The following is a 24754-nucleotide window of genomic DNA, read 5'->3' as shown; positions in this document are numbered from 1 at the left end:
AGGCCGAGGAGAGGGTGATCGCACATGGGGCGAGACGGACAGGGCCGCGGCAAGCACGTGGTCGTGGTCGGTGCGGGCGCTGCGGGACTCGCCTGCACCGCCGACCTGCTCGCCTCGGGCGTCGGCGTCAGCCTGGTGGAGGCGGCCGAAACGGTCGGTGGGCGCATGCGCACCGACCGGGTCTCCGGCTTCGTCCTCGACCGCGGATTCCAGGTGTTCAACACGTCCTATCCGCAGGTCAAACGCCGCATCGCGCTCAGGCCGCTGCGCCTGCGTCCCTTCACCCCGGGCGTGCTCGTGCACACCGGCGGCGGGCGCCTGCGCCGGTTCACCGATCCCACCCGGCGCCCCGGCGAGAGCCGCGACCTGCTTCCGGGCCGGCTGGCCTCGGCCCGCGACCTGGCCGCGCTCGGGGTCCTGACGGCACGGGACGCCCTCCTCCCTCCCCGCCGGCTGCGGGCGCGCCCCGAGCGGACCACCCTGACCGCACTGGCCGACGCGGGATTCTCCGCCGATCTCGTCGAGTCCTTCTTCCGGCCCTTCCTGTCCGGCGTGTTCCTGGAGGACGAGCTGGAGACCTCCTCCCGGTTCCTCCACTTCGTGTGGCGCAGCATGCTCCGGGGCACCCTGTGCCTGCCGGCCGACGGGATCGGCGCGGTGCCCGCCCAGCTCGCCGAGGGCCTCCCCGACGGTGTGCTGAGCCGTGGGACCGCGGTCGCCCGCCTCGCCGAGGACGGTGTGGTCCTGGCCGACGGCACGCGACGCCGGGCCGACGCGGTCGTCGTCGCCACCGGCCAGTCGGCGGCGGCCGGGCTGCTGCCCGGACTCACCGTCCCCGCCGGACGCACCGTCACCACCCTCTACCACGCCGCCGCCCGCTCGCCCCTGCCCGAGCCGACCCTGCTGGTCGACACCCGGCGCCGGTTCCTCAACACCTGTGTGCTCAGCGAGGTCCACTCCGGCTACGCGGCCGACGGCCGGGCCCTGATCTCCACTTCCGTCCTCGGCGCTCCCGGCGCCGCGGAGGAGGCGGCGGTCCGGGCCGCGCTCGCGGAGGCGTACGACACCGACACCGATGCCTGGGAGTCGGTGCACCGCTGCACCGTCCGGGACGCGCTGCCCGCCATGCCCCCGCCACTGCTCCTGACCAGGACGACCCGCTTCGGCCCCGGCCGGTACGTCTGCGGCGACCACCGGGCCACCGGTTCCCTCCAGGGCGCGCTGGCCTCCGGGGCCAGAGCCGCCCGCGAGGTCCTGGCCGACCTCGGCAGCCGATGATCAAGGTCGCGATGTCAATGCCGGACACGACAAGGAGCGGCGGCATTTCCGTGTGACGCTCTGTCATGAACACCCGTCCGGACGGTGGATACGCTCGTCGACGACGGGCGGCCGGAGCAGGACCCCGGTCCGACGGCCCGGCCGGTGACCGGCCCCGCGGCACGGCCGCCCGTCCTCATCCCGGACGAGGGGAGCGCCCGCCCGCGCACGGTCGCGGACCCGCGCAGGCTCCTCGTCCCCCGCCCCGGACGAAACGGATCCTTCGTGAGCCTTCGCCAGATCGAGCCCAAGCAGCGCGGACTCCTGCTCGTCAATTCCCACCCGGAGGGCGCCGCGCGGAGCGTGCGCCGCACCTGGGACGCCATCCCGGCGCGCGCCGCCGGCCGCCGCCCGGTCGCGCTCATCCTCGGGCACTCCGCCGGCTACGGACTCGCCACCCTCCTCACGGGACTGCGCCGGCACGGCATCCGCGGCATCGGCGTCGCCTTCGAGACGCCCGACAACGGGCGCCGCACCGCGACCGCCGGCTGGTACCGCACCGCGGCCGCCGCCGAACTCGCCGCCGACGGCGGGCACGACATCCGGTTCGTGAACGCCGACGCCTTCTCCACCGAGGCCAAGAACCGGATCTGCGACCTTCTGGCGGAGCACTACGGGCCGGTCGACCACCTCGTCTACAGCCTCGCGGCCCCGCGGCGCACCGACCCGGCGACCGGCACCGTCCACCACTCCGTGATCAAGCCGCTCGGCGGCGCGTACGAGGCACCCGCGCTGGACTTCTCCGGCCCGGAACCACGGGTCGCACGGGCCCGGATCGAACCCGCCACCGACGAGGAGACCCGCGCGACCGAGGCCGTGATGGGCGGCGACGACTGGAACCTGTGGGTCGACGCGCTGGCCGACCGGGGCCTGCTCGCCGAGAAGTTCACCACCGCCGCCCTGACCTACGTCGGTTCCGAGGTCACCGCGCCCGTGTACCGGCAGGGCACCATCGGCGCGGCCAAGGAGCATCTGGAGCGGACCGCCCGCGACCTGAACGCCTCCCCCCTTCTGAAGGAGAAGGACGGCCGCGCCTTCACCGTCGTGGCCGGCGCCGCGGTCACCCAGGCCTCCAGTGCCATCCCCTCCATCGCCCTGTACACCGCCTTCCTGCGCACCGTCCTCGGCGAGGACGGGTTCCGCACCACCGCGGAGCAGGCCGCCGATCTGTGGGACCAGCTCGAAGGCGACGCCCCGCTCGTCCTCGACGGGCAGGGCCGGATCCGCCTCGACGGCTGGGAACTCGACGAGCGGGTGCAGGAGCGCGTCCGCGCGCTCTGGGCCGACCCCGAACGGGGCCTCGCGGAATCCCGGCCCGGGGCCGACTGGTTCATGGCGCAGGTACGGGAGTTGTACGGCTGGGGCCTCGACGGCGTCGCCTACGACCGGCCGGTAGAGACCGACGTCCCCTGGCCCCCGCGGTAGCACCGAGGGGCGTCCGGCGCGATCCGGGAGCCACGGTCGATTGTCAGTGGCGGGTGCGAAGGTGAGGACATCGAAACGCGACCAGGGGGAGCGGACATGTCCGGAAACCAGAACTACATCAATCACGTCGCCCTCGTGCTGGACGCCAGCTCGTCCATGTCACACATGCGCGGCAAGGTCATCGAGGTGGCCGACCAGCAGATCGCCTACCTGGCCCGCCGGTCGCAGGAGCTGGACCAGGAAACCCGCGTCACGGTGTACGTGTTCGCCGACACCGTGCAGTGCGTCATCTACGACAAGGACGTGCTGCGGATGCCGTCCCTGAAGCAGCTGTACCGGGTGGGGGGAATGACGGCCCTGCTGGCGGCCGCCCTGAAGTCGCAGCGCGAACTGGCCCAGACGGCCCAGCTGTACGGCGACCACAGCTTCCTGACGTTCGTGCTGACCGACGGTCAGGAGAACGCCAGCCACCGCTGCCCGGACGCGCCCGGCAGCGATCCGCGCGCGCTGGTGGGGGCCGTGGCCGAGATGATCGCGCAGCAGGAGGACAACTGGACCCTGGCCGTCCTCGTGCCCGACCAGATGGGTAAGCGGGAGGCCATGCAGTACGGCTTCCCGAAGGAGAACATCGCCATCTGGGACGCCACCAGCACGCAGGGCCTGGAGGAGGCCGGGCAGGTCATCCGGGACGCCACCGAGAAGTTCATGGTCGGCCGCACCAAGGGCATCCGGGGATCGCGGGCCGTGTTCTCGGTGGGCGCGGAGGCCGTCAACAAGGACACCATCAAGGCGGCCGGCCTCACCCCGGTGGACCCGGGTCAGTACCGGCTGCTCCCGGTGGACCGTGACGCGGCGATCCGGGAGTGGGTCGTCGAGTGCGGACACACGTACCGCACCGGTGGGGCCTTCTACCAGCTCAGCAAGTCGGAGAAGATCCAGGCGCGCAAGCAGATCGCGGTGCTGGAGAAGAAGACCGACCGGGTCTACACCGGACCCGAGGCCCGCGCCCTGCTGGGCCTGCCCGGCACGGAGGTCCGCGTCAAGCCGGACCACAACGACGAGTTCACGATTTTCGTACAGAGCACCAGCGTGAACCGGAAGCTCGTACCGCAGACCCGGCTCCTGCTCATGGGCTGATGCCCGGCGGCGCCCTGCGGCCGTCACGGCTCGGACGGGCAGGTCGTGCCCGTCCGAGCCGTGACGGCATCGTGATCGGTTCCGCGGGGCGGTCCTGCCGGGGTCAGGCCCAGTACAGGAGTTGGACCCTGACGGGAAGGTCGTCCGGCCAGCCGGTGTCCACGCGGATCTCCACGCGTTCCCCGTCGAGCGGCACCACGTTGTGCACGGTCATGACCGCGCCTCCCATGAACGGCTTGTCGCTGGGCGGGTACACCTCCGCGACGGTGGCGAACACACCGGTGTACGCCGTTACGCCGGGCGCTTGCAGGAGCTGTTCGAAGACACCGTGGCCGCGAAGGTTGTAGTAGTAGCCGATCGGCTGCCAGTCCGCCCGGGCCTCGCCCCGACTGCCGCCCCCGCTGGGCGCGATCGCCTTGTCGGACGCGGCCTTGCCGTTGCCGCCGGCGGCCGCGTTGCCGGTCGCGGGCTCACGGAGATTGGTGTGCGTCATGTCCGTTTCCCTTCGATGAGGTGGGGGGTTTCCCTTCTCATCGTGGGCCGGACCGGCGCCGCCGCGACCCCCTGAAGTGGGGGATGGACAGGCTTGCGGTGGAGGGTTCAGCGGGTCAGCGCGGCGATGAGTTCGTCGCGTCCGTCGGCGCCCGTCTTGCGGAACAGGGCCTTGAGGTGGTCGTTGACCGTGTACGGAGACAGGTCGAGGCGCCGGGCGATCTGTTTGACGGCTGCGCCCGTGCGCAGTTCGCGGAGGGTGGCGCGCTCGCGCGGGGTGATCCCGTACCAGGCGCAGAAGGACGGCATCACGAGGTCGCCGGCCGCCCCCTGGAGGACCAGGGCGACATCGCCGTCGGCGTCCGCGTCGAGCGGCTGGCCCTGGAAGGTCATCCACCGTCCGCAGACGACGGGAGGCACACACACCACCGGAACCCAGGCGTCGGCGTCATGCGCGCGGGAGCGTGCGGCGAGGGAGAGCGCGACGAGGAACGCGTCGGGGATCCACTCCGGGAAGGCGTGCCCGCTCGGTGAGGACAGGCGGTCCAGCCACTCCCGCGCCTGTGGGCTGACGGCGCTGATCGTGTGGTCGGGGCCCACCGTCACCACCCCGGCGGGAAGCGCGGGGGCCACGGGGAAGAGGGGGCCCTCGGTCACGTAACGGCGCAGGGCGGTGACGAGTGCCGGGCCGATGCGGGCCGCCCGCTGGAGGTCGTCCCGGTCGAACGGGCAGGCACCGGCGCAGCGCAGCAGCCCGAGCGAGCCCCATACCCCGTGCCGGTCCCGCAGGAGGAGCCGCAACTCGGAGCCCGCCCCGTTCGCGGTGAGGATCTCGCGCACCCGCGGGTCCGCGGGGCCCTCGCCGGGCGGGCCCACGACGGTGGCCGGGGTGGCCAGCCCGGCGAGCGCGGCGGGGCGGCAGGGGTCGCCGCCCCGGTAGCGGTGCATCACGAGGTCGGTGACGAGTGAGGGGGCGTACTCGTGCCAGAAGCTGAAGCTCCCGAGGCCGAGCCCCGTCGCCGGATCGGTGGCCACCAGGCTGAGCCCGTCGTGGGGCAGCAGGGGGGCGAGTACCCGGGATATCCCGGCCCCCCGCCCGCCGGTGCCCGCGTCGTGGCGCGCGGCGGCGTACAGATCACGCGCCAGCCGTCCCGCGTCGAAGAACGTGAGGGCCACAAGCTCCCATTATCCCGGCGCGAGCCTTCGGCCGCCCGCCCCGGCGAGCCTGGCGGAACGGGCTCCGGGCATGCGAAAACGCCCGGCGGGTTGGTCCCGGCCGGGCGTTTTCGTCTGCGTATGCGTTTGTGTGTGCGTGTGTCTTCGGTGCGCTGTGCGCGGTCCACGGGTGGTTTAGTACCAGTGGTTGTTCTGCCAGAAGTTCCAGGCGCCGACGGGGCTGCCGTAGCGGGAGTTCATGTAGTCCAGGCCCCACTTGATCTGGGTGGCCGGGTTGGACTTCCAGTCGGAGCCGGCCGAGGCCATCTTCGAGGCCGGCAGGGCCTGGACCAGGCCGTAGGCGCCCGAGGAGGCGTTGGTGGCGGTGAAGTCCCAGCCGCTCTCGTGGGAGACGATCTTGTCGAAGGCCGCGAACTGCGCCGGGTCCTTGATCATCTGCTGGGCGATCGCCTTGGCGTTCATCGGGGCGGCCTGCGCGGGAACCGTGGCCAGCATCGAGCCGGCGACACCCAGGGCGAGGACGGTACCCGCGAGGGTCTTCTTCGAAGCGGCGATGCGGCGGATGACGGCGTTGGACACGGAGGGAACCTTCCGAAGGGGACAAGGACCGTCGCGGGCACGCCGAAGACGTGCGTGAACCACTCACGCAAAGGAGGGGATCCAGGGCGGCGGGTGAAGCACCCGTGCCGCCCGGCGACTCATCCAGTTCTACCGACGCCCCGACCGCCTGGCAAAGACCCCGCCTACTAGCCACCCTCGCAGCGGGACACCCGGGGGTCCGGGCGCGGCGGGGAGGATCCGTGCAGGCCGGAGCCGGTCTGGGGCGGCGACACCGACCCCGTGGACCTCTACTACCCCGGATCGTGTGTGACGTGGGCCCTATGGGCCGAGTCACCACACGGACCCCCGGACCTCACCCGACGTGACCGCCCGTACCCGTGTCGGTTGCCCTCCGGGGCACCGCGGGGCGGTTCGGCGCCGGCCTGTGCCGGGGCGGTGCCCCTTCCGTACCCTGGGCGGCATGCGCATGCGCCCCACGCTGAGCTGGACACCCGCCGAGGACGCGCCGCCCGGCACCGAGGATCCGACGCCGGTCGCCGCCGCCCTGCGGGCGGCCGGTGTGCTGGTGCTCAGCGGGGCGGGCCTGTCCACGGAGTCGGGCATCCCCGACTACCGGAGCGAGGACGGGAGCCTGCGTCGGCACACCCCGATGACGTACCAGGCGTTCACCGGCTCGGACCAGGCCCGGCGGCGGTACTGGGCGCGCAGTCACCTCGGCTGGCGGACGTTCGGCCGCGCCCGGCCGAACTCCGGGCACCGGGCCGTGGCGGCGTTCGGACGGCAGGGCCTGCTCTCGGGGGTGATCACCCAGAACGTCGACGGTCTGCACCAGGCGGCCGGCAGCGAGGGTGTGGTGGAACTCCACGGGAGCCTGGGCCGGGTCGTCTGCCTGTCCTGTGGCTCCTCCGGCTCGCGCCGGGAACTCGCCGGACGGCTGGAGGAGGCCAATGCCGGCTTCGAGCCCGTGGCCGCCGCGATGAACCCGGACGGTGACGCCGACCTCACCGACGAACAGGTGGGGGACTTCCGGGTGGTGCCCTGCGCGGCGTGCGGCGGCGTCCTCAAGCCCGACGTCGTGTTCTTCGGCGAGTCCGTGCCGCCGTCGCGGGTCGAGCACTGCCGTGCCCTCGTGCGTGAGGCGACCTCGATCCTGGTCCTGGGTTCCTCACTGACGGTGATGTCGGGTCTCCGGTTCGTCCGCCAGGCCGCCGAAGCCGGGAAGCCGGTGCTGATCGTCAACCGGGACCCGACGCGGGGAGACCGGCACGCCCTCACCCGGGTCGCCCTCCCGTTGGGCGCCGCCCTCACCTCCGTGGCCGACCTGCTGGACATCCCCCTCGACGGCCCGTCGGCGTCCTGAGCCGGGCGCGGCGGCCGCCGGTTCTTTACCGCGGCGACCCGAACACCACGACCAAGGCCGAACGCCTGTCGGTCAAACCCGCTCCGTTCCTCGGCCGGGTCGGCCGAATTCCTGCCACGCCGCGGCCGCGCCCCTACCGTGGGGACGTGTCGGCCGCGGGCCCGCCCGGGAACGCGTGGCACGGTCCTGGCGAGGGGGATGCGGCGTGTCCACGTGGAACGGCATCGGAACGAAGTACCTGGGGTTCAGCCACCGCCGGCCCGACGGCAGCCATCACGCCACCGAGTGGTTCGTGATCAGCTACATGCCGGTCGTACCGCTCCGGCGGTACCGGCTGGTGGTGGGGCCGACGGAGTACGCGCCGGGCGCCGTGGGAGGCAGTACGTCGACGACCGCCTATCGCGTCCTGGGGCGGTCGACGGTACGCGTACGGGACGTCCTGGCCACCTACCTGATCTGGTGGGTGGCCGGTCCCGCCCTGACCCTCGGCCCGTTCTTCCTCATGGCCCGGGTGGCCCCGGGAGCCGGCCGGGGATCGGCCTTCTGGAGCGGCGTGATCCTCATCGGCGGGCTGGTGTGGATCGTGGGACTGCCCGTGCTGCTCATCTCCCGGTCGCGGCGGTGGCGCGGCCTGCCCTGAGTTCCGGGCACCCGGCCGACGCGGTCGCCCGCGGGGCGGGGCTCAGGACACCCGGCAGTCGTGGAACCGGCCGGAGTGGATGTGTCCGAAGGCCGCCGGAAGTTGCGCGATACCGCGTCCGGAGAGGACGGTCAGGCTCTTGCCCGTGTAGCCGGGCTTGTCGTAGACGGTGACGCACCGGCCCCGCAGCGCGCCGTCGGCCTTGCGGGTGCCGGCACCGTTCCACACCGACGCCCCGTCGTTGAACCCCACGTAGGCGGTCGTCTCGGGATAGCGCGGCATGTCCGTGGCCACCAGGCTGACCACGCCCGTGTACCCGGGACCGGTCCATCCGCACACCCAGCCCGGCGAACAGTGCGCACCGGGGGCTTCGGAGCCGTCGGTCGCGGCGCGGGCCCCGAGGGCAAGGACGAGGACGAGGCACGCGGCGCCGACCGGCGCGCGGGCCCTGCCCGTCCGCCTCCCCGACCCCGGGCGGCTGCGTCTGCTCACGGCTCCGCCCAGCGCACCCACGAGGATCACCACCGCGCTCCGGTCGTCCACCGGGCGGCCCCGGATTCGCCGCCCGCTTCCATCGCACCTCCCCTCCGGCGAGACCGCACGTCGGCCCCCACCCCGGCCGACCCCGCCCGCGCCGGGCGGGGAAGCTCGCCGCGGGCGGGGTCGGCCGGGGCGGGGAGGACCCTTACGCCCTGGTGGGCGCTTCCGGTGGTGGGTCTGCTCGCGGGCGGGTACGCCCTGCCCGTGCGCCTGCTCGCCGGGACTCCGTACGCCGCCGCGCTCGGCTGGATCGCGGCCGCCGGGGTACTGCCCGTCGCGGTGGCGGTCCTCGCGCGGATGCGGCGGGTGCCGAGGGCCAGGGTGCGGCTGTGGGCGCTGGGGCCGATCGGGGTCGCGCTGATCGCCGCTTTCCTCTCCGGCGCCACGGCGCCCGCGTACCGGCCGCCGGTCCTTGTGGAGGCCTCGTACGTCGGTACGTGGACGGGGGACGGCGTCCGTCTGGAACTCGGCGCGCGGGGCGAGGTGACGGCGCGGGAGCTGCCGGTCCACGACGGCTTCGACGTCGTGCGCCGCTGTTCGGGGCGCGGGACGTGGAAACCCGTGGAGGCGGCTCCGGGCGACCGGACGGGCGTGGCCGTGAGCGTTCCCGGATGCGAGGACGCCGAGTCGGTGTGGCAGGTGGCGGGGACGCGCGAACGGCCGGAGCTGTTCGTGCTGATGGGCGATCCGGACGCGGGGGACGTGGCCGTGCTGCGGAAGCGGGCGGTGGAGCAGTGCACGGCGGTCCCGGCGCAATCCCGTTGGTGGTGCCGGGAGCGTCCCGGCTAGCATCCGACGGTGATCACGCCCGCAGACGAATCCTTCCGTGACGCGGTGCGCCGGGCCGACGTCCGCTGGTTGTCCGGCCACGTCGACGCGCGGCTCTGCCCGCCGTCCCTCTTCGGGCCCCTGGTCCGGCACGGGGATCCCCGCGTGCGGCATCTGGGGCTGATCCTGCTGGCCGAGCGCGTCGCGTCGGTCCGGGCGGGCGACGGGGCTGCCATGGCCGAGCTCGCGGAGCTGCTGCCGGCGTCCGTGGAGGGCCCGCCGGAGGCGGCGCTCGTGCTGGCGGGGCTCCACGCGCGACTGGGGCCGTATCTCCGGGAGCCCCTCGTGCCCGCGTGGCGTGGGGCCGGGCTGCCGGCGCGGGTGCGGATCGCGTGGCTGCGCGCCGAGCTGCTGACCGAGCCGACGGTGGTCCGGAAGGAGCCTGCGGGCGAACTGCTGTACCAGGCCGTGCGGGAGACGACCCTCACCGACGCGCACCGCCCCGAGCAGCTCGTGGACGAGCTGGCGGACAGCGGCGACCCGGTGCTGCAGGCCGCCGCGCTGCGACTGGCCCGGCAGGGGCTGCACGCCGGTCTGCTGGCCCCCGTACTGGTGCGCGGCCATCTGACCGGCCTCCTCGGCTCCGTCGGCGCGGACGTCGCCGCCGCCTCACTGGAGGAACTCGGCGAGCCGTGGGCCGCGTTGGCCCCCTTGCCCGCCGGGCTCCTGTCTCCCTTCCTCGCGGCCGCTTCGGTGGCCGCACGGCCCGCGGCGGCCGACGCCGCGCTCACGGCCGCGGCCCGTCACCGGCACGCCGGTCTGCTGTGGCGGGTCGTCGAGGACCCGGATCTGCCGCCGGGGCTCCGCAGGCGCGGGATGGAACTGCTCGGTGACCTGGCGGACCGCGGTGACATCGGCGCGTTGACCGCCGTCGCCGCCCGGGACCCGTTGCTGTTCGGCGGGCCCGCGATGGCGTGCCTGCGCGGGCTCCACCGGCGCGGGCACTTCGCCGACACCGTCCACGTGCCGTCCGTCCTCGGTCTGGCCATGGCCGATCACACGATCGCGCCCCACGAGGTGGCGACGGTCCTGTTCACCTGCCGGCTGGAGGTGTTCCGCGTCCTGGTGGACGCACCCGCCGACGATCCGGGCTGGCCGCGGCGGATCGCGCTGCTGGTCGCCCTGGCCGGCCAGGGGGCGGAGGAACTTCCGATCGGGGACGCGATCGCGCGCCTGCTTCCCTCGGCTCCCGACCCCGGTCCCTTCCTCGACGCGATCCGGGCGTTGCGGCACGCGGAGGCCGAAGAAGCCGTGATCGCCCTCCTGCCGTCGGTGCCCGCGGCGGCCTTGGCCGCCCTGGAGGCCGTCGGCGGGCCCCGGACGACGGCCGTACTGAGGCGGGGACTCGGTCTCGCCGAAGCCCCGGCCCCGGCCCCGGCATCCGACCCGGCCGCCCCGGCCGCCCCGGCATCGGACCGCGAACGAAGCGCGGGCGCGGGCGTGATCGCACCGCATCTGCGCGCCGTGCGCGACCGCGCCCTCGAAGTGCTGTGGCACCTGACCGAGGATCCGGCACAGCGGCGCGCCCTCCTCGTCCGTCTCGATCCCGCCGGCCTGCCTCCTCGTATCGCCGTGGACCTGGGCGGCCCGGACGAACGGGAACTGGCCCTCCTCAGCTCCCACCTGGACCGGAACCAGCCGGTGGCCGCGCTGTGCAGGCTGGCCGCCCACGGCGGCGCGGGCACGCTGCCGGTCATGGCCGACCTGCTCCTGCGCGTCGTGGCCGAGCTGGCGGCGTCCCCCGATCCGGGCGCGGGCACCCCGCGTTCGGACGGCGGCCGTCCGGCCGGGGAGCCCGTGGTGCCCCAGGAGGTCCTGGAGGCCGTGTACGGCCTGGGCCGTCGCCTCCACCAGCGGGGACGGATCCGCCCCTCCTGCCTGCTCGACGCGACCACCGCGGCGGAAGCCGGGAACGCGCTCGCCGCGACCATGACACTGGACCTGCTGGACCGGCCCGGACTGGCGGCCGGCGAGCAGGCGATCCTGCTCGAACTCCTGCTCCGTGCCCCCTACGCGGGCACCCGTGCGCGGGTGCACCGCCTGCTGCGCCACCGCGACCGGCACGTACGCAAGCACGTGATCGCGTTGCTCGCCCGCGACGCCACGGGGGACGACGCGCAGGCGCTGTCGGCGACCCTGATAGCACTGACGGCGGCCCAGGACGTCCAGACGGTACGGCAGGCGCTGCTGGCGCTCGGTCACGCGCGGGCCCGCTGGGCCGCGACCGCGATCGCCCGCTGCCTCGGCCATCCGAACATGAACGTCAAGAAGACCGCCGCCCAGGTCCTGGTCGCCGCGGGCACGCCCCTGGCCGTACCGGCGCTGCTCCACTGGCTCGGGCGCCACGACAATCCGGGCCTGCGCGGCACGCTCGTCGAGGCCCTGCGCGGCATCCTCGGCGACGCCTACCCGGCGACCGTCCTCGCCGCCGCCGAACACGGCGAGGACGCCCGCACCCGCGAACTGCTGCTGGAGGCCCTCGACCGCACGCTGTCGGCGCGCTCGGTCCTCGCGCTGGACGGCCAGTCGTCACGGGTCGCGCCGACCCTCCTCGCCCTGCTGGCGAGCGGCCGGATCTCCCTCGCCTCCGGGTCGGCCGGGGACCTGTCGACGGCCATGGCCCGCCACGGGATCACCGCGGCGGCGCCACCGCCGCCGATGGCCGACACCGGGGCGGAACACGACGTCAGGAGGCTGACGGAGCAGGGGTGGGACTCCTCGGCCGCGCTCCGTCTCGCCGCGCGGCCCGAACCGCCCCGCCCCGACCGGCTGCGGACGCTGCGGCCGATGCTGGCGGACTGGCTCCGCCTGGCCGGCCGCGAACCCGCCGTCCGGGCACGTCCCGTACTGCGGCTCACCCTGCGGCTCTGCCCCGCGCCGTGGACGGCCGGGGAACTGACGGCCTTCGGCCGGTCCGCGGACGTCCTCCTCGACGGGCTCGCCGCACTCGCCCGGCTCTCCGGGCCGGACGCGGCCTCGGCCGCGGACCGGGACGCCCTCCTCGCGGTGCTCGAAGCGGTCGCGCCGACCCTCGCGGCGGCCGGGAAGGCTGCCGTCGCCCACACGGTGCGCGCGCTGCCCCCCGCACCCGCCGGGAGCCGGTCCACCCTGACGCTGCTGCGCGCCCTGGGCGCCGTACCGGTCCGGTCCGACCTGGATGAGGCGCTCGCCGCGGCCCGACTGGGGGCCGACCCCCGGGAGGCGGAGGCCGCCGTACTGCGCGAGGCCTTCGCCGTCCCGCACTCCCCCGCAGCCGGGGTCCGTGCCGCCGCAGGGGCGGGACCCTGGCGCGCCGCGCTCGACGCCGCGGTGCGCTCGCCGAAGGCGCTGGAGGAACTGCGCGGACTCCGCGAACGGCGGGACGGCGCCCCCGGGTCCCGGGAGACCCTGGACGCCCTGATCGGCGTCCACCCCGCTGCCGTCCCCGAGGTGCGCGCCGCGCTCGTCGACTGGATGACGGACGTCCAACCCCTCGACGCGCCCCCCTGGACCATCGCCGAGACCGCCCGCGCCACGGTGCCGCCGCCGCGGACCGTACGCGTCGACGACCTCGACCAGCCCCGTTCCGCCGCACTGCGGGAGCGCCTGCTGGACATGCTCGGGGCCCCCGCTCCGGACCGCCGGCGGGCCGCCGCCGTGGCGCTCGCGCGGTGGCCGGAGCCCGAGGCCCGGCTGGCCGTGCTCCGCGCGTACCTGCGGGGCCGCGTCGACCTCCCCCTCGGTGCCGTCCCCGCCCGCGCGCTGCCCGCCGTCGACGAGGCGGAACTGCGCGCGGACGGAATCCTGCACGACCGGGTGGCGCTCGTGGCCGCCCGGCTGGAAGCAGAGGAGCTGGAACCGCTGGTCCCGCTGCTGCTCGAATGGTGGGAGAACGACCCGCCGTCCGGCAGTTCCGCGGCCGGGCGGGCGCTGCGCGCGGTCCCCGCCGACGTACTGGCGGAGCGGCTCGGCGAGCGCCTCGACGCCGGCGCGTGGGGGTTCCTCGACCTGCTCCTCGGACGCCCCCTGCTGCGCACCCCCGCGCTGAGCCGGGTACGCCGCCGGCTGCGGACCGAAGGCCGCGAGGACCTCGCCGGCCGGCTGCTCCTCGTCGAGGGTCCGCTGCGCCGCCCGGACGCGGCGCGGCAGGACGCCGCCGCGCTGGCGGCGCTCCGCCGCCGTGCCCCGGCCGCGCCGGCGCAGGCGTCGGTGCCTCCGTCGCGGCAGGAGCTGCTGGAGCTGGCCCGCGGCGGCGATCCGGTGGAGGTGCGCCGGGCGCTCACGCGGCTGGTGGCGGGACACCGCGGTCCGGACGCGGACCGGGACCCGGCGCTGCGGGAGCTGATCGACGGGCTGCTCCACCATCCCGAGCCCGGGGTTCGCCTGCACGCCCACCGGACCTCGCGGGCCGTGCTGGACCGCCCCACCTACCTGCACCACACGTCGGTCCTGCTGGACGACCCCCAGCCGGACCTGGTGCGCACAGCGGTCCGGACGCTCTGCCACGCGAACTGGGCACCCGCGGCCCCCGCCGTGACCGGTCTGCTGGGGCACCCCCATCCCGCCGTCCGCAAGGCCGCGGCCGAGGGGCTCGTGGGCATGGGTACGGCGGCGGTCCCCGCCCTCCGGCACGCCGCCGGCAACGCCCGGCCGGACCGGCGCCCCCTCTATACGGTGGTTCTCGACCGGATCAGGGCCGCCGGAGAGGCGTAGGCCCTCCGTGCTCACGGGTGCGACGCCAGTACCAGCGGGTCGCCGCCAGCAGGGCCACCCCGTAGCCGGAGAAGGCCGTGTACCCGATCCACGCCACCAGGAGCGTGTCGTCCTCCGAGTGGAAGGCCCCGGAAGAGATACCGACCGCTCCCGTCTGCGCCAGCACCAGGTATCCCAGCCCCAGCAGCCCGTACGGCACGAGCGTGGCCGTCCCGATCAGTGCCGGGGTCAGCGGCAGCCACCGCGGCAGGCGCAGGCCCCACGGCCGGATCAGGCAGAACAGCAGCAGGATCCCCACGAGGGCCATCAGTACGGTGGCGTCCAGCCCCCACCGTTCCAGGGTCAGCCACAGCCCCGAGGCCCCGTTCCGCTCGGACTCCGCCAGCACCTCGGCCCCGCTCACCCCCGCGAAGGTGCCGCCCAGGGCCCAGTGGAGCTTCATCGCCACGTACGGCAGGAAGGTCAGCACCCCGAGGTACGGGATCCACCGTCCCGGAGGACCTGTCGGGGCTCCCGCGGCCACGTCCCGCCTCCCGGTGACTGCCATGGCGACGGCGCCCGTGAGCAGCGCTCCCACCAGGCCCAGCGCGTGGGCCACCGCCCCCGTCACGCTGTCCACGCGCTGCCCGAACAGCAGCGCGATCACGTCCATCAGCAGGGTGCAGCCGGCCGTGACGGACAGCCCGCACGCCGCCCAGAGCGGTACGCGCGCCCGTGCGGCGAGCCCCGCGCCCGCCGCTGCCGCCGCTCCCGCGAGGGCCCACACGGCGAGCGGCGGCCGGGATTCCAGCAGCCCGGCCCCGACCGCGAGGGCACCCGCGACACCCGCCCACCAGCCACAGACCGTCGCAACGTTCGACGTCAGGATCTTCGAAGTCATGACACGAGCCTCGCCGCGGCGGGCCGACCCCCACATCCCTTCCCGGGCTGATCCCCACTCCCCCGCCCGGGGGAGGGAGCGGCCCGGGGCCGAAGCGCCCGGGCATGCGAAAACGCCCGGCGGGTTGGTCCCGGCCGGGCGTTTTCGTCTGCGTATGCGTTTGTGTGTGCGTGTGTCTTCGGTGCGCTGTGCGCGGTCCACGGGTGGTTTAGTACCAGTGGTTGTTCTGCCAGAAGTTCCAGGCGCCGACGGGGCTGCCGTAGCGGGAGTTCATGTAGTCCAGGCCCCACTTGATCTGGGTGGCCGGGTTGGACTTCCAGTCGGAGCCGGCCGAGGCCATCTTCGAGGCCGGCAGGGCCTGGACCAGGCCGTAGGCGCCCGAGGAGGCGTTGGTGGCGGTGAAGTCCCAGCCGCTCTCGTGGGAGACGATCTTGTCGAAGGCCGCGAACTGCGCCGGGTCCTTGATCATCTGCTGGGCGATCGCCTTGGCGTTCATCGGGGCGGCCTGCGCGGGAACGGTGGCCAGCATCGAGCCGGCGACACCCAGGGCGAGGACGGTACCCGCGAGGGTCTTCTTCGAAGCGGCGATGCGGCGGATGACGGCGTTGGACACGGAGGGAACCTTCCGAAGGGGACAAGGACCGTCGCGGGCACGCCGAAGACGTGCGTGAACCACTCACGCAAAGGAGAGGGGATCCAGGGCGGCGGGTGAAGCACCCGTGCCGCCCGGCGACTCATCCAGTTCTACCGACGCCCCGACCGCCTGGCAAAGACCCCGCCTACTAGCCACCCTCGCAGCGGCGGCCCGCCGGCCCCCCTCCGAGCGGGTGCCCACGGGGCCTCCGGGGCCTACGACGCCGGTTCGTATGTGACCTGGGTCCTATGGGACGGCTCACCGCCGGACCCCCCGGATCTCACCGAACGTGACCGGCCGTGAGCGGGAAAGAAGCCGTCCACAACCGATCGCCCCCGGTTGCGCGTCCTACCCGTAGAGCCGCCTCCGGTCAGCCGGTCCGGGGCGGGGCCGATCCTGGAGGGGCATCATCGACGCGCTCACCGCAGACCGACCCGATCCGACCGCAGGGCGCCGCCGCAGGGCCGGAATCCGCCCGGCACTGCTGGGCGGCGTGGCGGGAGTCGTGCTGACTTCCGTGGTCATGACGGTCCTGTGGTGGCCGCGGACCGAGGTGACGTACCGCAGCGACGCTCCCTCGGGGGTGGTCTACGCCGACCGGGTCCCGCACTCGCTCGCGCTCGTGCACTCCCACACCCCGTCCGGGCGGCACTCGTACAAGATGGTGATCGGCAGGGAGAACGTCCAGACCTACGGGCACTGGGTGGACATCGACACCGCGCTGGGGAAGGACGGCATCGAATCCACCACCTGGACGCAGGCCGGGGTGCGGGTCCGCTTCCCGACCGGGCACGAGGTCTTCGTCCCCGCCCGCTTCTTCCTCTACGGCAGGTGACGCGGAGGCCTGCGGGCCGCTCGGTGGCCTACGATGCCGGGCGGACGGGGCCGTAGCGCAGAGGTCGACGCGCGCGGTCTCCAAAACCGCGAGGACGCCGGTTCGAATCCGGTCGGCCCCGTCCCTCCGGCCGGCCCGGTGCGCGTCCGGGCCCGGAGCGACGGCCGGCCCGCGGTCATGCAGGGGCGTCCCAGGCGGTGGTCAGCCCGTCGAGCCACGCGGGCGGCAGCTCCGCCGCGTCCCACTCCTCACGCAGTTCCCCGGGCACGGTGGCGAGACGCTCCAGCACCGCGAGGCTCGTGGCGGAGTGGAGGAGCGAGTAGCGGCCGTGCACCGTGATGGCGCTGTCCGGTCCGAACGCCGCGAACATCCGCTCCAGCCGCGACCGGTGGGCCGCGGCGAACCGCGTGAGCCGGCCGGCGTACCCGGCCCGCTGGCGGACCGTCATCGTGGCGAGGACGGCGGCGAGCACCTCCTCGGTCACCTCCGGGTCCAGTTCCGAGACCGCCGTGAACGACAGGTACAGGGGCGTGAGCGCGACCCGCGCCCGTTCCACCTCCATGCGTCCGGCCCGCGGGCGCTCCCCCGCCGGGCCCTGCGGCCCCTCCGGGCCCACGACCCGCAGGAGGGTCCGTTCGGCGACGGCGCCGAGCTCCTCCAGCGTGTCCGCGGCGCCGTCGAGCCAGCCCGTGCCGTACTCCTCGCCCTTGTCCCCCGGCACGCCGCGGTCGCTGCCGCTCAGTTCCTCGTAGGCGAGGGCCAGGGCGCCCGCTTCCACCAGGCCGATCAGTTCCCGCGCGTCGTCGGAGGGGACCCCTGCCCGCGCGAGGAGCTGCAGCAGCGTCGTCCGCGCGTTGTCGACACTGGCCTCGTCCGGCCACTGCCGTCCCTCGTCGGCCGTGCTCATCGGATCCTCCTCTTCCCTCGGGTGGCGCGGTGTGTCCGAAGAGACCGCGCCTCCCACGCTCCAACGCCCGACAACCCGGCCGTGCTCCCCGGTCGGTCAGTGTGGAGGCTATGACATCAGGTCGTCGGGGTGGTGGCGGAGGGCGGTGCCTTCCGAGGGATCGGGGACCCGGGGCGGGTACGGCCGCCGCGGGTGGAGGGTTCTAGCGCTTCGGGCGGGCGGAACGCGGAGGGAACGCGAGGCCCGTCGGGGTGTTCAGGTCCGTGGAGTCCACGGTGCTCTGTGCGCCGTCGGTGAGACGGACGCGTACGACCCGGTTGTTGAAGGCGTCGGCGACGTAGAGGGCGCCGTGCTGGTCGAGGGCGAGGCCGAGCGGGCTGCTCAGGCCGGTGGTGGGCACCGTGGTCTGCTCGCCGGTTCCCGCCGCGATCCGCACCACGCGGTTGTTGCCGCTGTCGGAGACGTAGAGGTCTCCGGCGGTGTTCAGGGCCAGGCCGGTGGGCTGCGAGAGGCCGGAGGTGGGGACGGTGGACTGGCCGCTCCCGTCGGCGGGCACCTTCACCACGCGGTCGTTGACGAAGTCGGAGACGTACAGGTCCCCGTCGGGTTCCAGGGCCAGCCCCCAGGGGTGCAGCAGCCCGGTGGTGGGAACGGTGGTCTGGCCGCCGCCGTCGGCCGGCACCTTCACGACGCGGTCGTTGAAGCTGTCGGCGATGTAGAGGTCCCCGGCGGCGTCGACGGCCAGGCCCAGGGGGCGCGAGAGGCCCTCGGTGGGCACGGTGGACTGCCCGCTGCCGTCCGGGGCCGACCGCACCACGCGGTTGTTCCCGGTGTCGGAGACGTAGAGGCGGCCCGCACGGTCCCAGGCCAGTCCTGTCGGGCGTACCAGGCCGTCCAGAGGGAGGGTCGTCTGGGCGCCTGCGTCGACGGGCAGCGTGACCACGCGGTTGTTGCCGTAGTCGGACACGTACAACGGCGGGCCGGTGTGCGGGCCTACGTCGTGCGGCTGGTCGGCTCCGGCCGCTCGCGCGGGCAGTGCGCACAGGAGCAGCACTCCGGCGAAGGCGGCCAGACGCCGCGTCAGCCGCCCGCGGCTGCGGACCGCGCCCGCCTGGGGTTCGGGTACGTGCGACTGCGACTCGGCCGTGAGGCGTGCCACGATTCACCCACCTGTTCCGAATGGTGCGAAAGGGCCGACCGCGTCCCGGACGGCCTGGTCGGGACGACCCTAGGCAGCCGCCACGGGCCGGGCGGAAGCCACGCCACCGGCCGCGCCGCGGGCCACTCCAATGCACCGGCGCGTTCGAAAACGTGTATGTGTCCCCCGCGCGGTTCTGGGATCATGCCCGGATGATCCACCCCTTCGAACGCCTGGTCGTCCGGCACACCCACCGCATACCCCTGCCCCACGGCCCACTCGGCCGGGGCGGCGCGGCGGCGCGGCAGTTCGACGCCGCGCTGATGTCCGTGGGCTTCAAGCTGTCGGCCGCCCTGCTGGAGCGCCTGGCGGGGCTGTCCGCAGAAACGGTCCTCGACACCGCCGCGCGCACGCTGGACACCGTCCGCGAGATGGTGGGCGACCACGTACGGCACAACGTCTACTTCGTGGACTTCCCGGCCAACGTGCCGGACACGGCCGACTTCTGGGAGCGGTGCGTCGCCGAGGCGCTCGCCGACGAGGCCTCGCGCGACGGCACCGTCGCCCAGCTCCGCACCGGTGTGGTCGACCTGCTGACCCTCCCTTCGTACGGCAACTACCGGCACACCCATGCCGAGATGCTCGCCGCGCACGAGGAGCTGATCGCCGCCGCGGGTGACCGCGTCACGGTCCTGCACCCGGGCGGCACCCCGGACGAGGAGGTCACCGCCCTGTACCTGGCCCTGGCGGGCAGCACCACCCCGCTGGGCGAGGAGGGCCTGCGTGACCTCTCCGCGCTCGCCGGGCACTGCGTCGACGGGCTCCAGCCCGAGGCGATCCCGGTCCGGGAGAACCGCGCCGTCGTCAACCTGGCCCGCCTCGGCGCCGGTGCCGAGCTCCTCGTGAACACCGTCACGGATGTGCTCCGGCTGGCCTGCGCGCTGTCGGACGGCGACGTGACGCTGGTGGAGCCCACCCGGCTGCGGTCCCTGTCCAGGCCCGTCCGCCGCGCCCTGCTCGCTTCCCTGGACGCGGTGGTGGCGGCGGCTCCGGCCAAGCTCGCCGACGTCACCGCCCACCGTGAGGCGTTCAAGCGCCTCGGCGAGCGCCTCCACCCGCACGAGTACCCGCGCTGGCCGCACGCCGCCCGGGTGTTCGCCGTCGCGCGGGGCGAGGAGGAGGCCCGGTCGTTCGACAGCCGGGTCGAGGCGCTGCTCGCCGTGGACGACGTCACGGGGGCGGCGCGGCTGCTGACGGCCGCTCCCGGCCGGCTGCTGCGGTCCCTGGACCGGCTGCTGCGCGCGTGCCGCGTCCAGGACGAGCGCGACGCGGTCGTGGCCGCCGTCGAACAGAGCGTTCCGCGGGTGGCGGGGCGGGTCCTGCTGGCGGTGCGCGAGCACCTCCACAACCGTGCGGAAGAAGCCCGCGGCCGCCGTGTCTTCGTCAATCGCCAGGGCCGGGCCTGGGTCACTACCGACGACCGCGCGCCCGTGCCGTCGCGCGAGCGCGAGCGGCTGATCGGCGTGCTGGACGCCGAGACGCGGCGCCGCCTCCCGGAGGCCGGGCACCTGCTGATCGACCCGGACGTCCTCGACGTCGCGCTCCCGCTCAGCGGCAGGGCGACGGCCGCCGGTCTCGGGGTGCTGCCGCGCGGCTCCCTCTCACCGGTCGACGGAGAACTGCTGCGCTTCTTCGTCCACTGGAAGCAGACGAGCCGCAGCACCGACTACGACCTGTCGGCGCTGATGCTGGACGCCTCGTACGAGACCCTGTCCTGGCTGTCGTTCACCGCGCTCACCGATGTCGGCGGGGAGCACTCGGGCGACATCACGAACGCGCCGGACGGTGCCTCGGAGTTCATCAACCTGCGATTGGACGCCGTGCGCGGCACGTTCATCGTCCCGCAGGTCAACATCTACTCGGGAGAGGGTTTCGAGGAGGCCGAGGAGTCGCTCTTCGGCTTCATGCTGCGCGACGCCGAGCAGGAGGGCCGCCCCTTCGAGGCGCGCACCGTACGGATGAAGTCGGAGCTGCGCGGCCCCGGCAGGGTCGCGCTGCCGTTGGCGTTCGTGCGCGGGAGCGACGGCCGCTGGCGCGCCAAGTGGCTCCACCTGTACCTGCGGGGCAACCCGAACGCCAACCGGGTCGAGGGGAACCGGGTGTCGGTCGCGGTGCTGGTGCGCGCCCTCGTCGAGCGTGAGCCCCTCACGGTGCGCTACCTCACCGGGCTGATGGCCGGGGGCGCCGGGGCCGTCACGGTGTGGGACGGCACGACGGTTCCGGACGGCCCGGTCACGTACATCGGGCTGGAACGTCCGGACGGGCTGCACCCGGATTCGCTGGTCGTCACGCCGGAAAACCTGCGTGCTCTGATCCCGGGCTGAGTGGTAGCGTTCGGTTCGGCGAGGCCATGGACGGGCTTCCTTCTCCTTCTTACCCGAAATTAGCCCGTCCGCTTTCCTCGCCCTCGACGTCACGCCGGGGTGCCCCAGGGCACCCCGGCGTCTCGTTTCTCCCCTCCCGGGTCCCCGCCCTCAGGTCTGGCGGTGCGGGCCGAGGTCGAGGAGGACGGCCGCCAGGTCCCCGGCGGTCATGCCCGGGGCGGGCAGCTCGGTCGTGGGGCGCTTCCCGGCCCGCAGGCCGTCGAGGAACAGCGCCAGTTGCCGGCGCCAGGCGTGCGGGGGCCCCGCGGCGGCGAGGGAAGGAACGGAGCGTCCGAGCGTGGCCAGGCCCAGGAGCACGTCCTCGACGGTGACGTCGGGGCGCATGGCACCGGCCCGTTGGGCGCCGTCCACCAGCAGGGTGATGGTTTCGTGGTTGTGGGCGTGGACGGAATCGAGCGAGGTCACGCCCTCGATGGCGGTGGTCATCAGGTCGTTCGCCCCGCGGTCGGTGGCCAGTACGGTGAAGACCGCCTCCAGGTAGCCGGCCAGCCCGGCCCACGGGTCCGCCGCGCGGCGCGCTTCGTCCCCGGCCGCGATGGTGTCCAGCAGCGCGTCCTGGAACACCGCGTCGATGAGGGCGGCACGGGTGGGGAAGTTCCGGTACAGGGTGGCGTTCCCGACGCCGGCCCGGCGGGCGATCTCGTCGAGGGGAATCTCCAGGCCCTCGGCGGCGAAGGCCTTGCGCGCGGCGGCCAGGAGCAGCTCGCGGTTGCGCCGTGCGTCGCGCCGTACCGGCGCGGGCCGTTGGGTGCCCGGTGTCATGTCCACTCCTTGTGTCGCCGGTGGCGCGTACGCACGTACCGGGGATCGCCGTCCGGTACGGATGCTAGCCCCACCGGGCGGAGCGTCACCCATCGAGCCGCCGCGACCACCGTACGGGCAGGGCCGCGACGCCCCGGAGCATGGCACCGGACCGGCGCTCCGGATGGTCCGGGTCACAGGCCAGGACGAGGTCCGGCATCCTGCGCAGCAGTGTCTCCAGGGCGATCCGGCCTTCGACGCGGGCGAGCGGGGCGCCCAGGCAGTGGTGGATGCCGTGGCCGAACGCGAGGTGCCCGCCGGCCGGGCGGCGGATGTCGAAGCGGTCGGGATCCGGGTGGTACCGGGGGTCGCGGGAGGCCGAGGCCAGGGAGAGCATGAGGCTGTCGCCCGCGGGGATGCGGACCCCGTCGATCTCCAGCGGTTCGGCGGCGTGCCGGAAGGCCGCCGCCGCGACGGGCCCGTCGTAGCGGAGCGCTTCCTCGACGGCGCCGTCGAGCAGGCTCGCGTCGGCGCGCAGCGCGGCGAGCTGGTCCGGGTGGCGGAGCAGGTTGAGGACGGCGCCCGAGATCAGGTTGACCGTGGTCTCGTGTCCGGCGACGAGCAGGAGGAAGGCCATGCCGAGCAGTTCCTCGGGCGAGAGCCCGTCCTCCTCGGCGGAGGCGCGGACCAGGGCGCTCATCAGGTCCGCCCCGGGCGCATCCGCCTTGGCGGCGATCAGCGAGGCGAAGTAGGCGGCCATCTCCCCGCCGGCGGCGGCGGCCGCGGCGGGCGAGGACGGCGCCACGAGCTCGGTGGACCAGGCGTGGAAGTGGCGCTGGTCGCCGGAGGGTACCCCGAGCAGCTCGCAGATGACGGTGAGCGGCAGCGGGAGGGCGTATCCGGCGACCAGATCGGCGGTCCCGGCCGGCGGGAAGGCGTCGAGGAGCCCGTCGGCGATCCGCCGCACGCGCGGCCGCAGCGCGTCGATCCGGCCCGCGGTGAACTCGCGTGCGACCAGGGAGCGCAGGCGGGTGTGCCGGGGGGCGTCGGTCTGCAGCATGTTCAGGCCGATGGCGTTCCCGCCGTCGCTCTCCCATGAGGCGGAGTGCCGTATGTCGTTGCGCAGGCGGGGGTCCGTCAGCGCGGCCCGCACCTCGTCGCGTCCGAGGACGAGCCACACGTCACCGGTCCCGGGCACGTGGACGCGGTGGACGTGGCCCTTCTCGCGCAGCGCGGCGTAGACCGGGTAGGGGTCGGCGATGACGTCGACTCCGGCGGGGGCGAGTTCCTCAAGCGTCGGGGCGGGCATGGCGGTTCCTCCCTGTCGACAAACGGGGAGCACTCCCCGCTTCATGGGGGGAACAGTACCACGAAGCGGGGAGTCATCCCCGGTTCATCGCGCGGGAGGGTCATCCGGAAGCGGGCGCGCCCTCCCCGCCGGCCGCGTCGAGCAGCAACTCCGCGGCCCTGGCCGCCCCGTCGGCGGGCAGGGTGGCGGCCAGGGCCCGCGCCCGTGCACGGGTCCCCGGGGTCAGGGCCGTGGTCAGCGCGGCGTACAGCGAGTCGCGGGTCGGCGTCGGGTCGTGGTGAGCCGAGCCGATGCCCAGCTCGGCCACGCGTCCGGCCCAGTACGGCTGGTCCGCGATACGGGGGACCACCACCTGGGGCGCGCCGGCCCGCGCCGCCGCCGTCGTGGTGCCCGCGCCCCCGTGGTGCACGACGGCCGCCACCCGGGGGAACAGGGCCTGCTGGTTGACCTCGCCGACGACGAAGCAGTCGCCGGCGTCGTCGACCGGGGCGAGTCCGGCCCAGCCGCGGGCGAGCAGTACGCGGCGGCCGTGCGCGCGGACCGCTTCGGTGGCCACTCGGGCGATGTCCTTCGGGGCGTGCGCGGCCATGCTGCCGAAGCCCACGTACACGGGTGGTTCGCCGGCGTCCAGGAACGCCTCCAGCCCTTCCGGGAGCGGGCGGTCGTCGGGCAGGATCCACGCCCCGGTCTGCACGACGTCGAGGTCCGTCATGCCCTGCGACGGGCACAGGGTCGCGTCCGCCGCCAGCCACGGCCGGTCGGTGAACACGTGGTCGCGGACGTTGTCCACCGGTGGCAGACCGATCGACGCCCGGTGGCGGGCCACCGCCTCGCCGTACAGCGCGTTCACCCGCTGGGCGTCCTGCTCCCACAGCACCCGGTTGTCGGTCTCGTCCCGCGGGGACTCCCGGCCCGGCCGGGACCCGGGCGGGAAGTGCCGCGACGGGATCCCGAAGACGTGGAAGCAGGCGTACACGTAACGGATGCCCAGCTTCTCGGCCACGTCCCGCGCGCCGGCGGGCATCAGACCGGTCGCCAGCAGCGCGTCACACCCCTCGGCCGCCGCGGTGAGGATGTCGAACCGGGCGGCGACCAGCTCGGGGGCGAGCCGGAACGCGTCCTTCGCCGTCGGCGGCTCCGTACCGGCGACCACCGAGCGCACCGTCGGGCCGAGCGGCACCAGCGGCACCCCGACGCGCGCCAGCAGCGCCGCGAACTCCTCGTCGGGCGGCGCGCACACCCGCACCTGCGCACCGCGCGCCCGCAGTTCCACCGCCAGTCCCGCCAGCGGTTCGACGTCCCCGCGTGATCCCCACGTCGTCAACAACACACGCATTTCGCGACTCCCGTTTCCGCAGGTCATTGGCTTTCGGCCGCCGATTCTCCGGGACGATCGGGGTCTTGCCGCAAGCCCCCGGGTGCGCTATACGTTGAAGAGGGCGGGGAATCGACCCGAAACGCCCTCGGCACGACCAGAAGAGACGGGCCCTCATGTGGCCGGCCAGGTCGCCGAGGATCTCGCCCAGCCATGCGCCACGGACGGCCGGCAGGCCCACCAGGGTGTGCTCGAACGCCCCAGGGTCGGCACGCAGCGGGTGGTGGGGGCGCGGTAGCGGCGGATCGTCACCAGTGTCCGGACCCCCGTCGCGCTCCCCACGTGGTGATGGGCGTGGGCCGGCAGGGCCGTCTGGCGAACAG

General features: G+C 74.3%; 20 protein-coding genes and 1 tRNA gene. 10 read left to right on the top strand and 11 right to left on the bottom strand.

Annotated elements, in window-relative coordinates; translation table 11 throughout:
- Positions 1 to 24: 24 nt before the first annotated feature.
- The 3 genes from SLAV_RS35925 to SLAV_RS35915 all read left to right on the top strand — a co-directional run bounded on the left by SLAV_RS35925 (position 25) and on the right by SLAV_RS35915 (position 3879).
- Complete coding sequence (locus tag SLAV_RS35925; RefSeq protein WP_030237087.1) at positions 25 to 1278, top strand: NAD(P)/FAD-dependent oxidoreductase; 1254 nt, start codon at positions 25 to 27, stop codon at positions 1276 to 1278.
- An 84-nt stretch (positions 1279 to 1362) separates the two neighbouring features.
- Positions 1363 to 2742 carry an enoyl-[acyl-carrier-protein] reductase FabV gene (locus SLAV_RS35920; RefSeq protein WP_335341812.1) on the top strand — a complete coding sequence of 460 codons (1380 nt, stop codon included), beginning with the start codon at positions 1363 to 1365 and terminating at the stop codon, positions 2740 to 2742.
- A gap of 96 nt (positions 2743 to 2838) precedes the next feature.
- Positions 2839 to 3879, top strand: coding sequence for a vWA domain-containing protein (locus SLAV_RS35915; protein ID WP_100661139.1), 1041 nt, complete (start codon positions 2839 to 2841; stop codon positions 3877 to 3879).
- Positions 3880 to 3982: 103 nt separating this feature from the next.
- Here the strand turns inward: SLAV_RS35915 and SLAV_RS35910 are convergent, their stop codons facing one another.
- The 3 genes from SLAV_RS35910 to SLAV_RS35900 all read right to left on the bottom strand — a co-directional run bounded on the left by SLAV_RS35910 (position 3983) and on the right by SLAV_RS35900 (position 6126).
- The gene (locus tag SLAV_RS35910; RefSeq protein WP_100661138.1) at positions 3983 to 4372 is read right to left on the bottom strand and encodes a hypothetical protein; all 390 of its coding nucleotides are present in this window, start codon (positions 4370 to 4372) and stop codon (positions 3983 to 3985) included.
- 107 nt (positions 4373 to 4479) lie between these two features.
- Positions 4480 to 5547, bottom strand: a complete 1068-nt coding sequence (locus SLAV_RS35905; protein WP_030237080.1) for a helix-turn-helix transcriptional regulator — start codon at positions 5545 to 5547, stop codon at positions 4480 to 4482.
- A gap of 174 nt (positions 5548 to 5721) precedes the next feature.
- A complete protein-coding gene (locus SLAV_RS35900; RefSeq protein WP_100661137.1) occupies positions 5722 to 6126 on the bottom strand; it encodes an aggregation-promoting factor C-terminal-like domain-containing protein in 405 nt (134 codons plus the stop codon).
- Between the two features lie 442 nt (positions 6127 to 6568).
- On the opposite strand from SLAV_RS35900, the gene SLAV_RS35895 reads away from it, so the two are divergent.
- On the top strand, positions 6569 to 7468 hold the full coding sequence (locus tag SLAV_RS35895) for an NAD-dependent protein deacetylase (RefSeq protein ID WP_030242079.1): 900 nt from the start codon (positions 6569 to 6571) through the stop codon (positions 7466 to 7468).
- Positions 7469 to 7673: 205 nt separating this feature from the next.
- Positions 7674 to 8108 (top strand): hypothetical protein, encoded by a 435-nt coding sequence (locus SLAV_RS35890; protein ID WP_030242077.1) that lies wholly within the window; start codon positions 7674 to 7676, stop codon positions 8106 to 8108.
- Positions 8109 to 8150: 42 nt separating this feature from the next.
- Here SLAV_RS35890 and SLAV_RS41235 read toward each other — a convergent pair whose 3' ends face one another.
- Positions 8151 to 8651 carry a peptidase inhibitor family I36 protein gene (locus SLAV_RS41235; RefSeq protein ID WP_030242076.1) on the bottom strand — a complete coding sequence of 167 codons (501 nt, stop codon included), beginning with the start codon at positions 8649 to 8651 and terminating at the stop codon, positions 8151 to 8153.
- 165 nt (positions 8652 to 8816) lie between these two features.
- Between SLAV_RS41235 and SLAV_RS41230 the strand changes: the two genes are divergently transcribed.
- A complete protein-coding gene (locus SLAV_RS41230) occupies positions 8817 to 9437 on the top strand; it encodes a hypothetical protein (RefSeq protein WP_030242074.1) in 621 nt (206 codons plus the stop codon).
- A 9-nt stretch (positions 9438 to 9446) separates the two neighbouring features.
- Entirely contained in the window at positions 9447 to 14168 is a 4722-nt protein-coding gene (locus tag SLAV_RS35875; protein ID WP_030242071.1) for a HEAT repeat domain-containing protein, read from the top strand.
- On the opposite strand, the gene SLAV_RS42750 is transcribed toward SLAV_RS35875, so the two are convergent.
- Positions 14146 to 15048, bottom strand: a complete 903-nt coding sequence (locus tag SLAV_RS42750; protein WP_234333990.1) for a hypothetical protein — start codon at positions 15046 to 15048, stop codon at positions 14146 to 14148. The genes SLAV_RS35875 and SLAV_RS42750 overlap by 23 nt on opposite strands.
- A 208-nt stretch (positions 15049 to 15256) precedes the next feature.
- Positions 15257 to 15661, bottom strand: coding sequence for an aggregation-promoting factor C-terminal-like domain-containing protein (locus SLAV_RS35865; protein WP_100661137.1), 405 nt, complete (start codon positions 15659 to 15661; stop codon positions 15257 to 15259).
- A gap of 526 nt (positions 15662 to 16187) precedes the next feature.
- Here SLAV_RS35865 and SLAV_RS35860 point away from each other — a divergent pair.
- Complete coding sequence (locus tag SLAV_RS35860; protein WP_234333621.1) at positions 16188 to 16517, top strand: hypothetical protein; 330 nt, start codon at positions 16188 to 16190, stop codon at positions 16515 to 16517.
- Positions 16518 to 16563: 46 nt separating this feature from the next.
- Positions 16564 to 16638 (top strand) — tRNA-Trp (locus tag SLAV_RS35855).
- Between the two features lie 54 nt (positions 16639 to 16692).
- Here SLAV_RS35855 and SLAV_RS35850 read toward each other — a convergent pair.
- Together SLAV_RS35850 and SLAV_RS35845 are read right to left on the bottom strand one after the other, a co-directional pair.
- Positions 16693 to 17424, bottom strand: a complete 732-nt coding sequence (locus SLAV_RS35850; protein ID WP_030230522.1) for a hypothetical protein — start codon at positions 17422 to 17424, stop codon at positions 16693 to 16695.
- A 202-nt stretch (positions 17425 to 17626) separates the two neighbouring features.
- Positions 17627 to 18583, bottom strand: a complete 957-nt coding sequence (locus tag SLAV_RS35845) for a virginiamycin B lyase family protein (RefSeq protein ID WP_030230519.1) — start codon at positions 18581 to 18583, stop codon at positions 17627 to 17629.
- Between the two features lie 191 nt (positions 18584 to 18774).
- On the opposite strand from SLAV_RS35845, the gene SLAV_RS35840 reads away from it, so the two are divergent.
- Complete coding sequence (locus SLAV_RS35840; RefSeq protein ID WP_030230516.1) at positions 18775 to 20946, top strand: TerD family protein; 2172 nt, start codon at positions 18775 to 18777, stop codon at positions 20944 to 20946.
- Between the two features lie 150 nt (positions 20947 to 21096).
- On the opposite strand, the gene SLAV_RS35835 is transcribed toward SLAV_RS35840, so the two are convergent.
- The 3 genes from SLAV_RS35835 to SLAV_RS35825 all read right to left on the bottom strand — a co-directional run bounded on the left by SLAV_RS35835 (position 21097) and on the right by SLAV_RS35825 (position 24392).
- Positions 21097 to 21768, bottom strand: a complete 672-nt coding sequence (locus SLAV_RS35835; RefSeq protein WP_030230513.1) for a TetR/AcrR family transcriptional regulator — start codon at positions 21766 to 21768, stop codon at positions 21097 to 21099.
- 85 nt (positions 21769 to 21853) lie between these two features.
- On the bottom strand, positions 21854 to 23056 hold the full coding sequence (locus SLAV_RS35830; protein WP_030230510.1) for a cytochrome P450 family protein: 1203 nt from the start codon (positions 23054 to 23056) through the stop codon (positions 21854 to 21856).
- 100 nt (positions 23057 to 23156) lie between these two features.
- Positions 23157 to 24392, bottom strand: coding sequence for a glycosyltransferase (locus SLAV_RS35825; protein ID WP_030230507.1), 1236 nt, complete (start codon positions 24390 to 24392; stop codon positions 23157 to 23159).
- Positions 24393 to 24754 lie beyond the last annotated feature (362 nt).

The sequence above is a fragment of the Streptomyces lavendulae subsp. lavendulae genome, from assembly GCF_002803845.1.
GTDB lineage: Bacteria > Actinomycetota > Actinomycetes > Streptomycetales > Streptomycetaceae > Streptomyces > Streptomyces lavendulae.
Note: the sequence above shows the minus strand (reverse complement) of the source record. Positions and strands in the feature narration are given on the sequence as shown.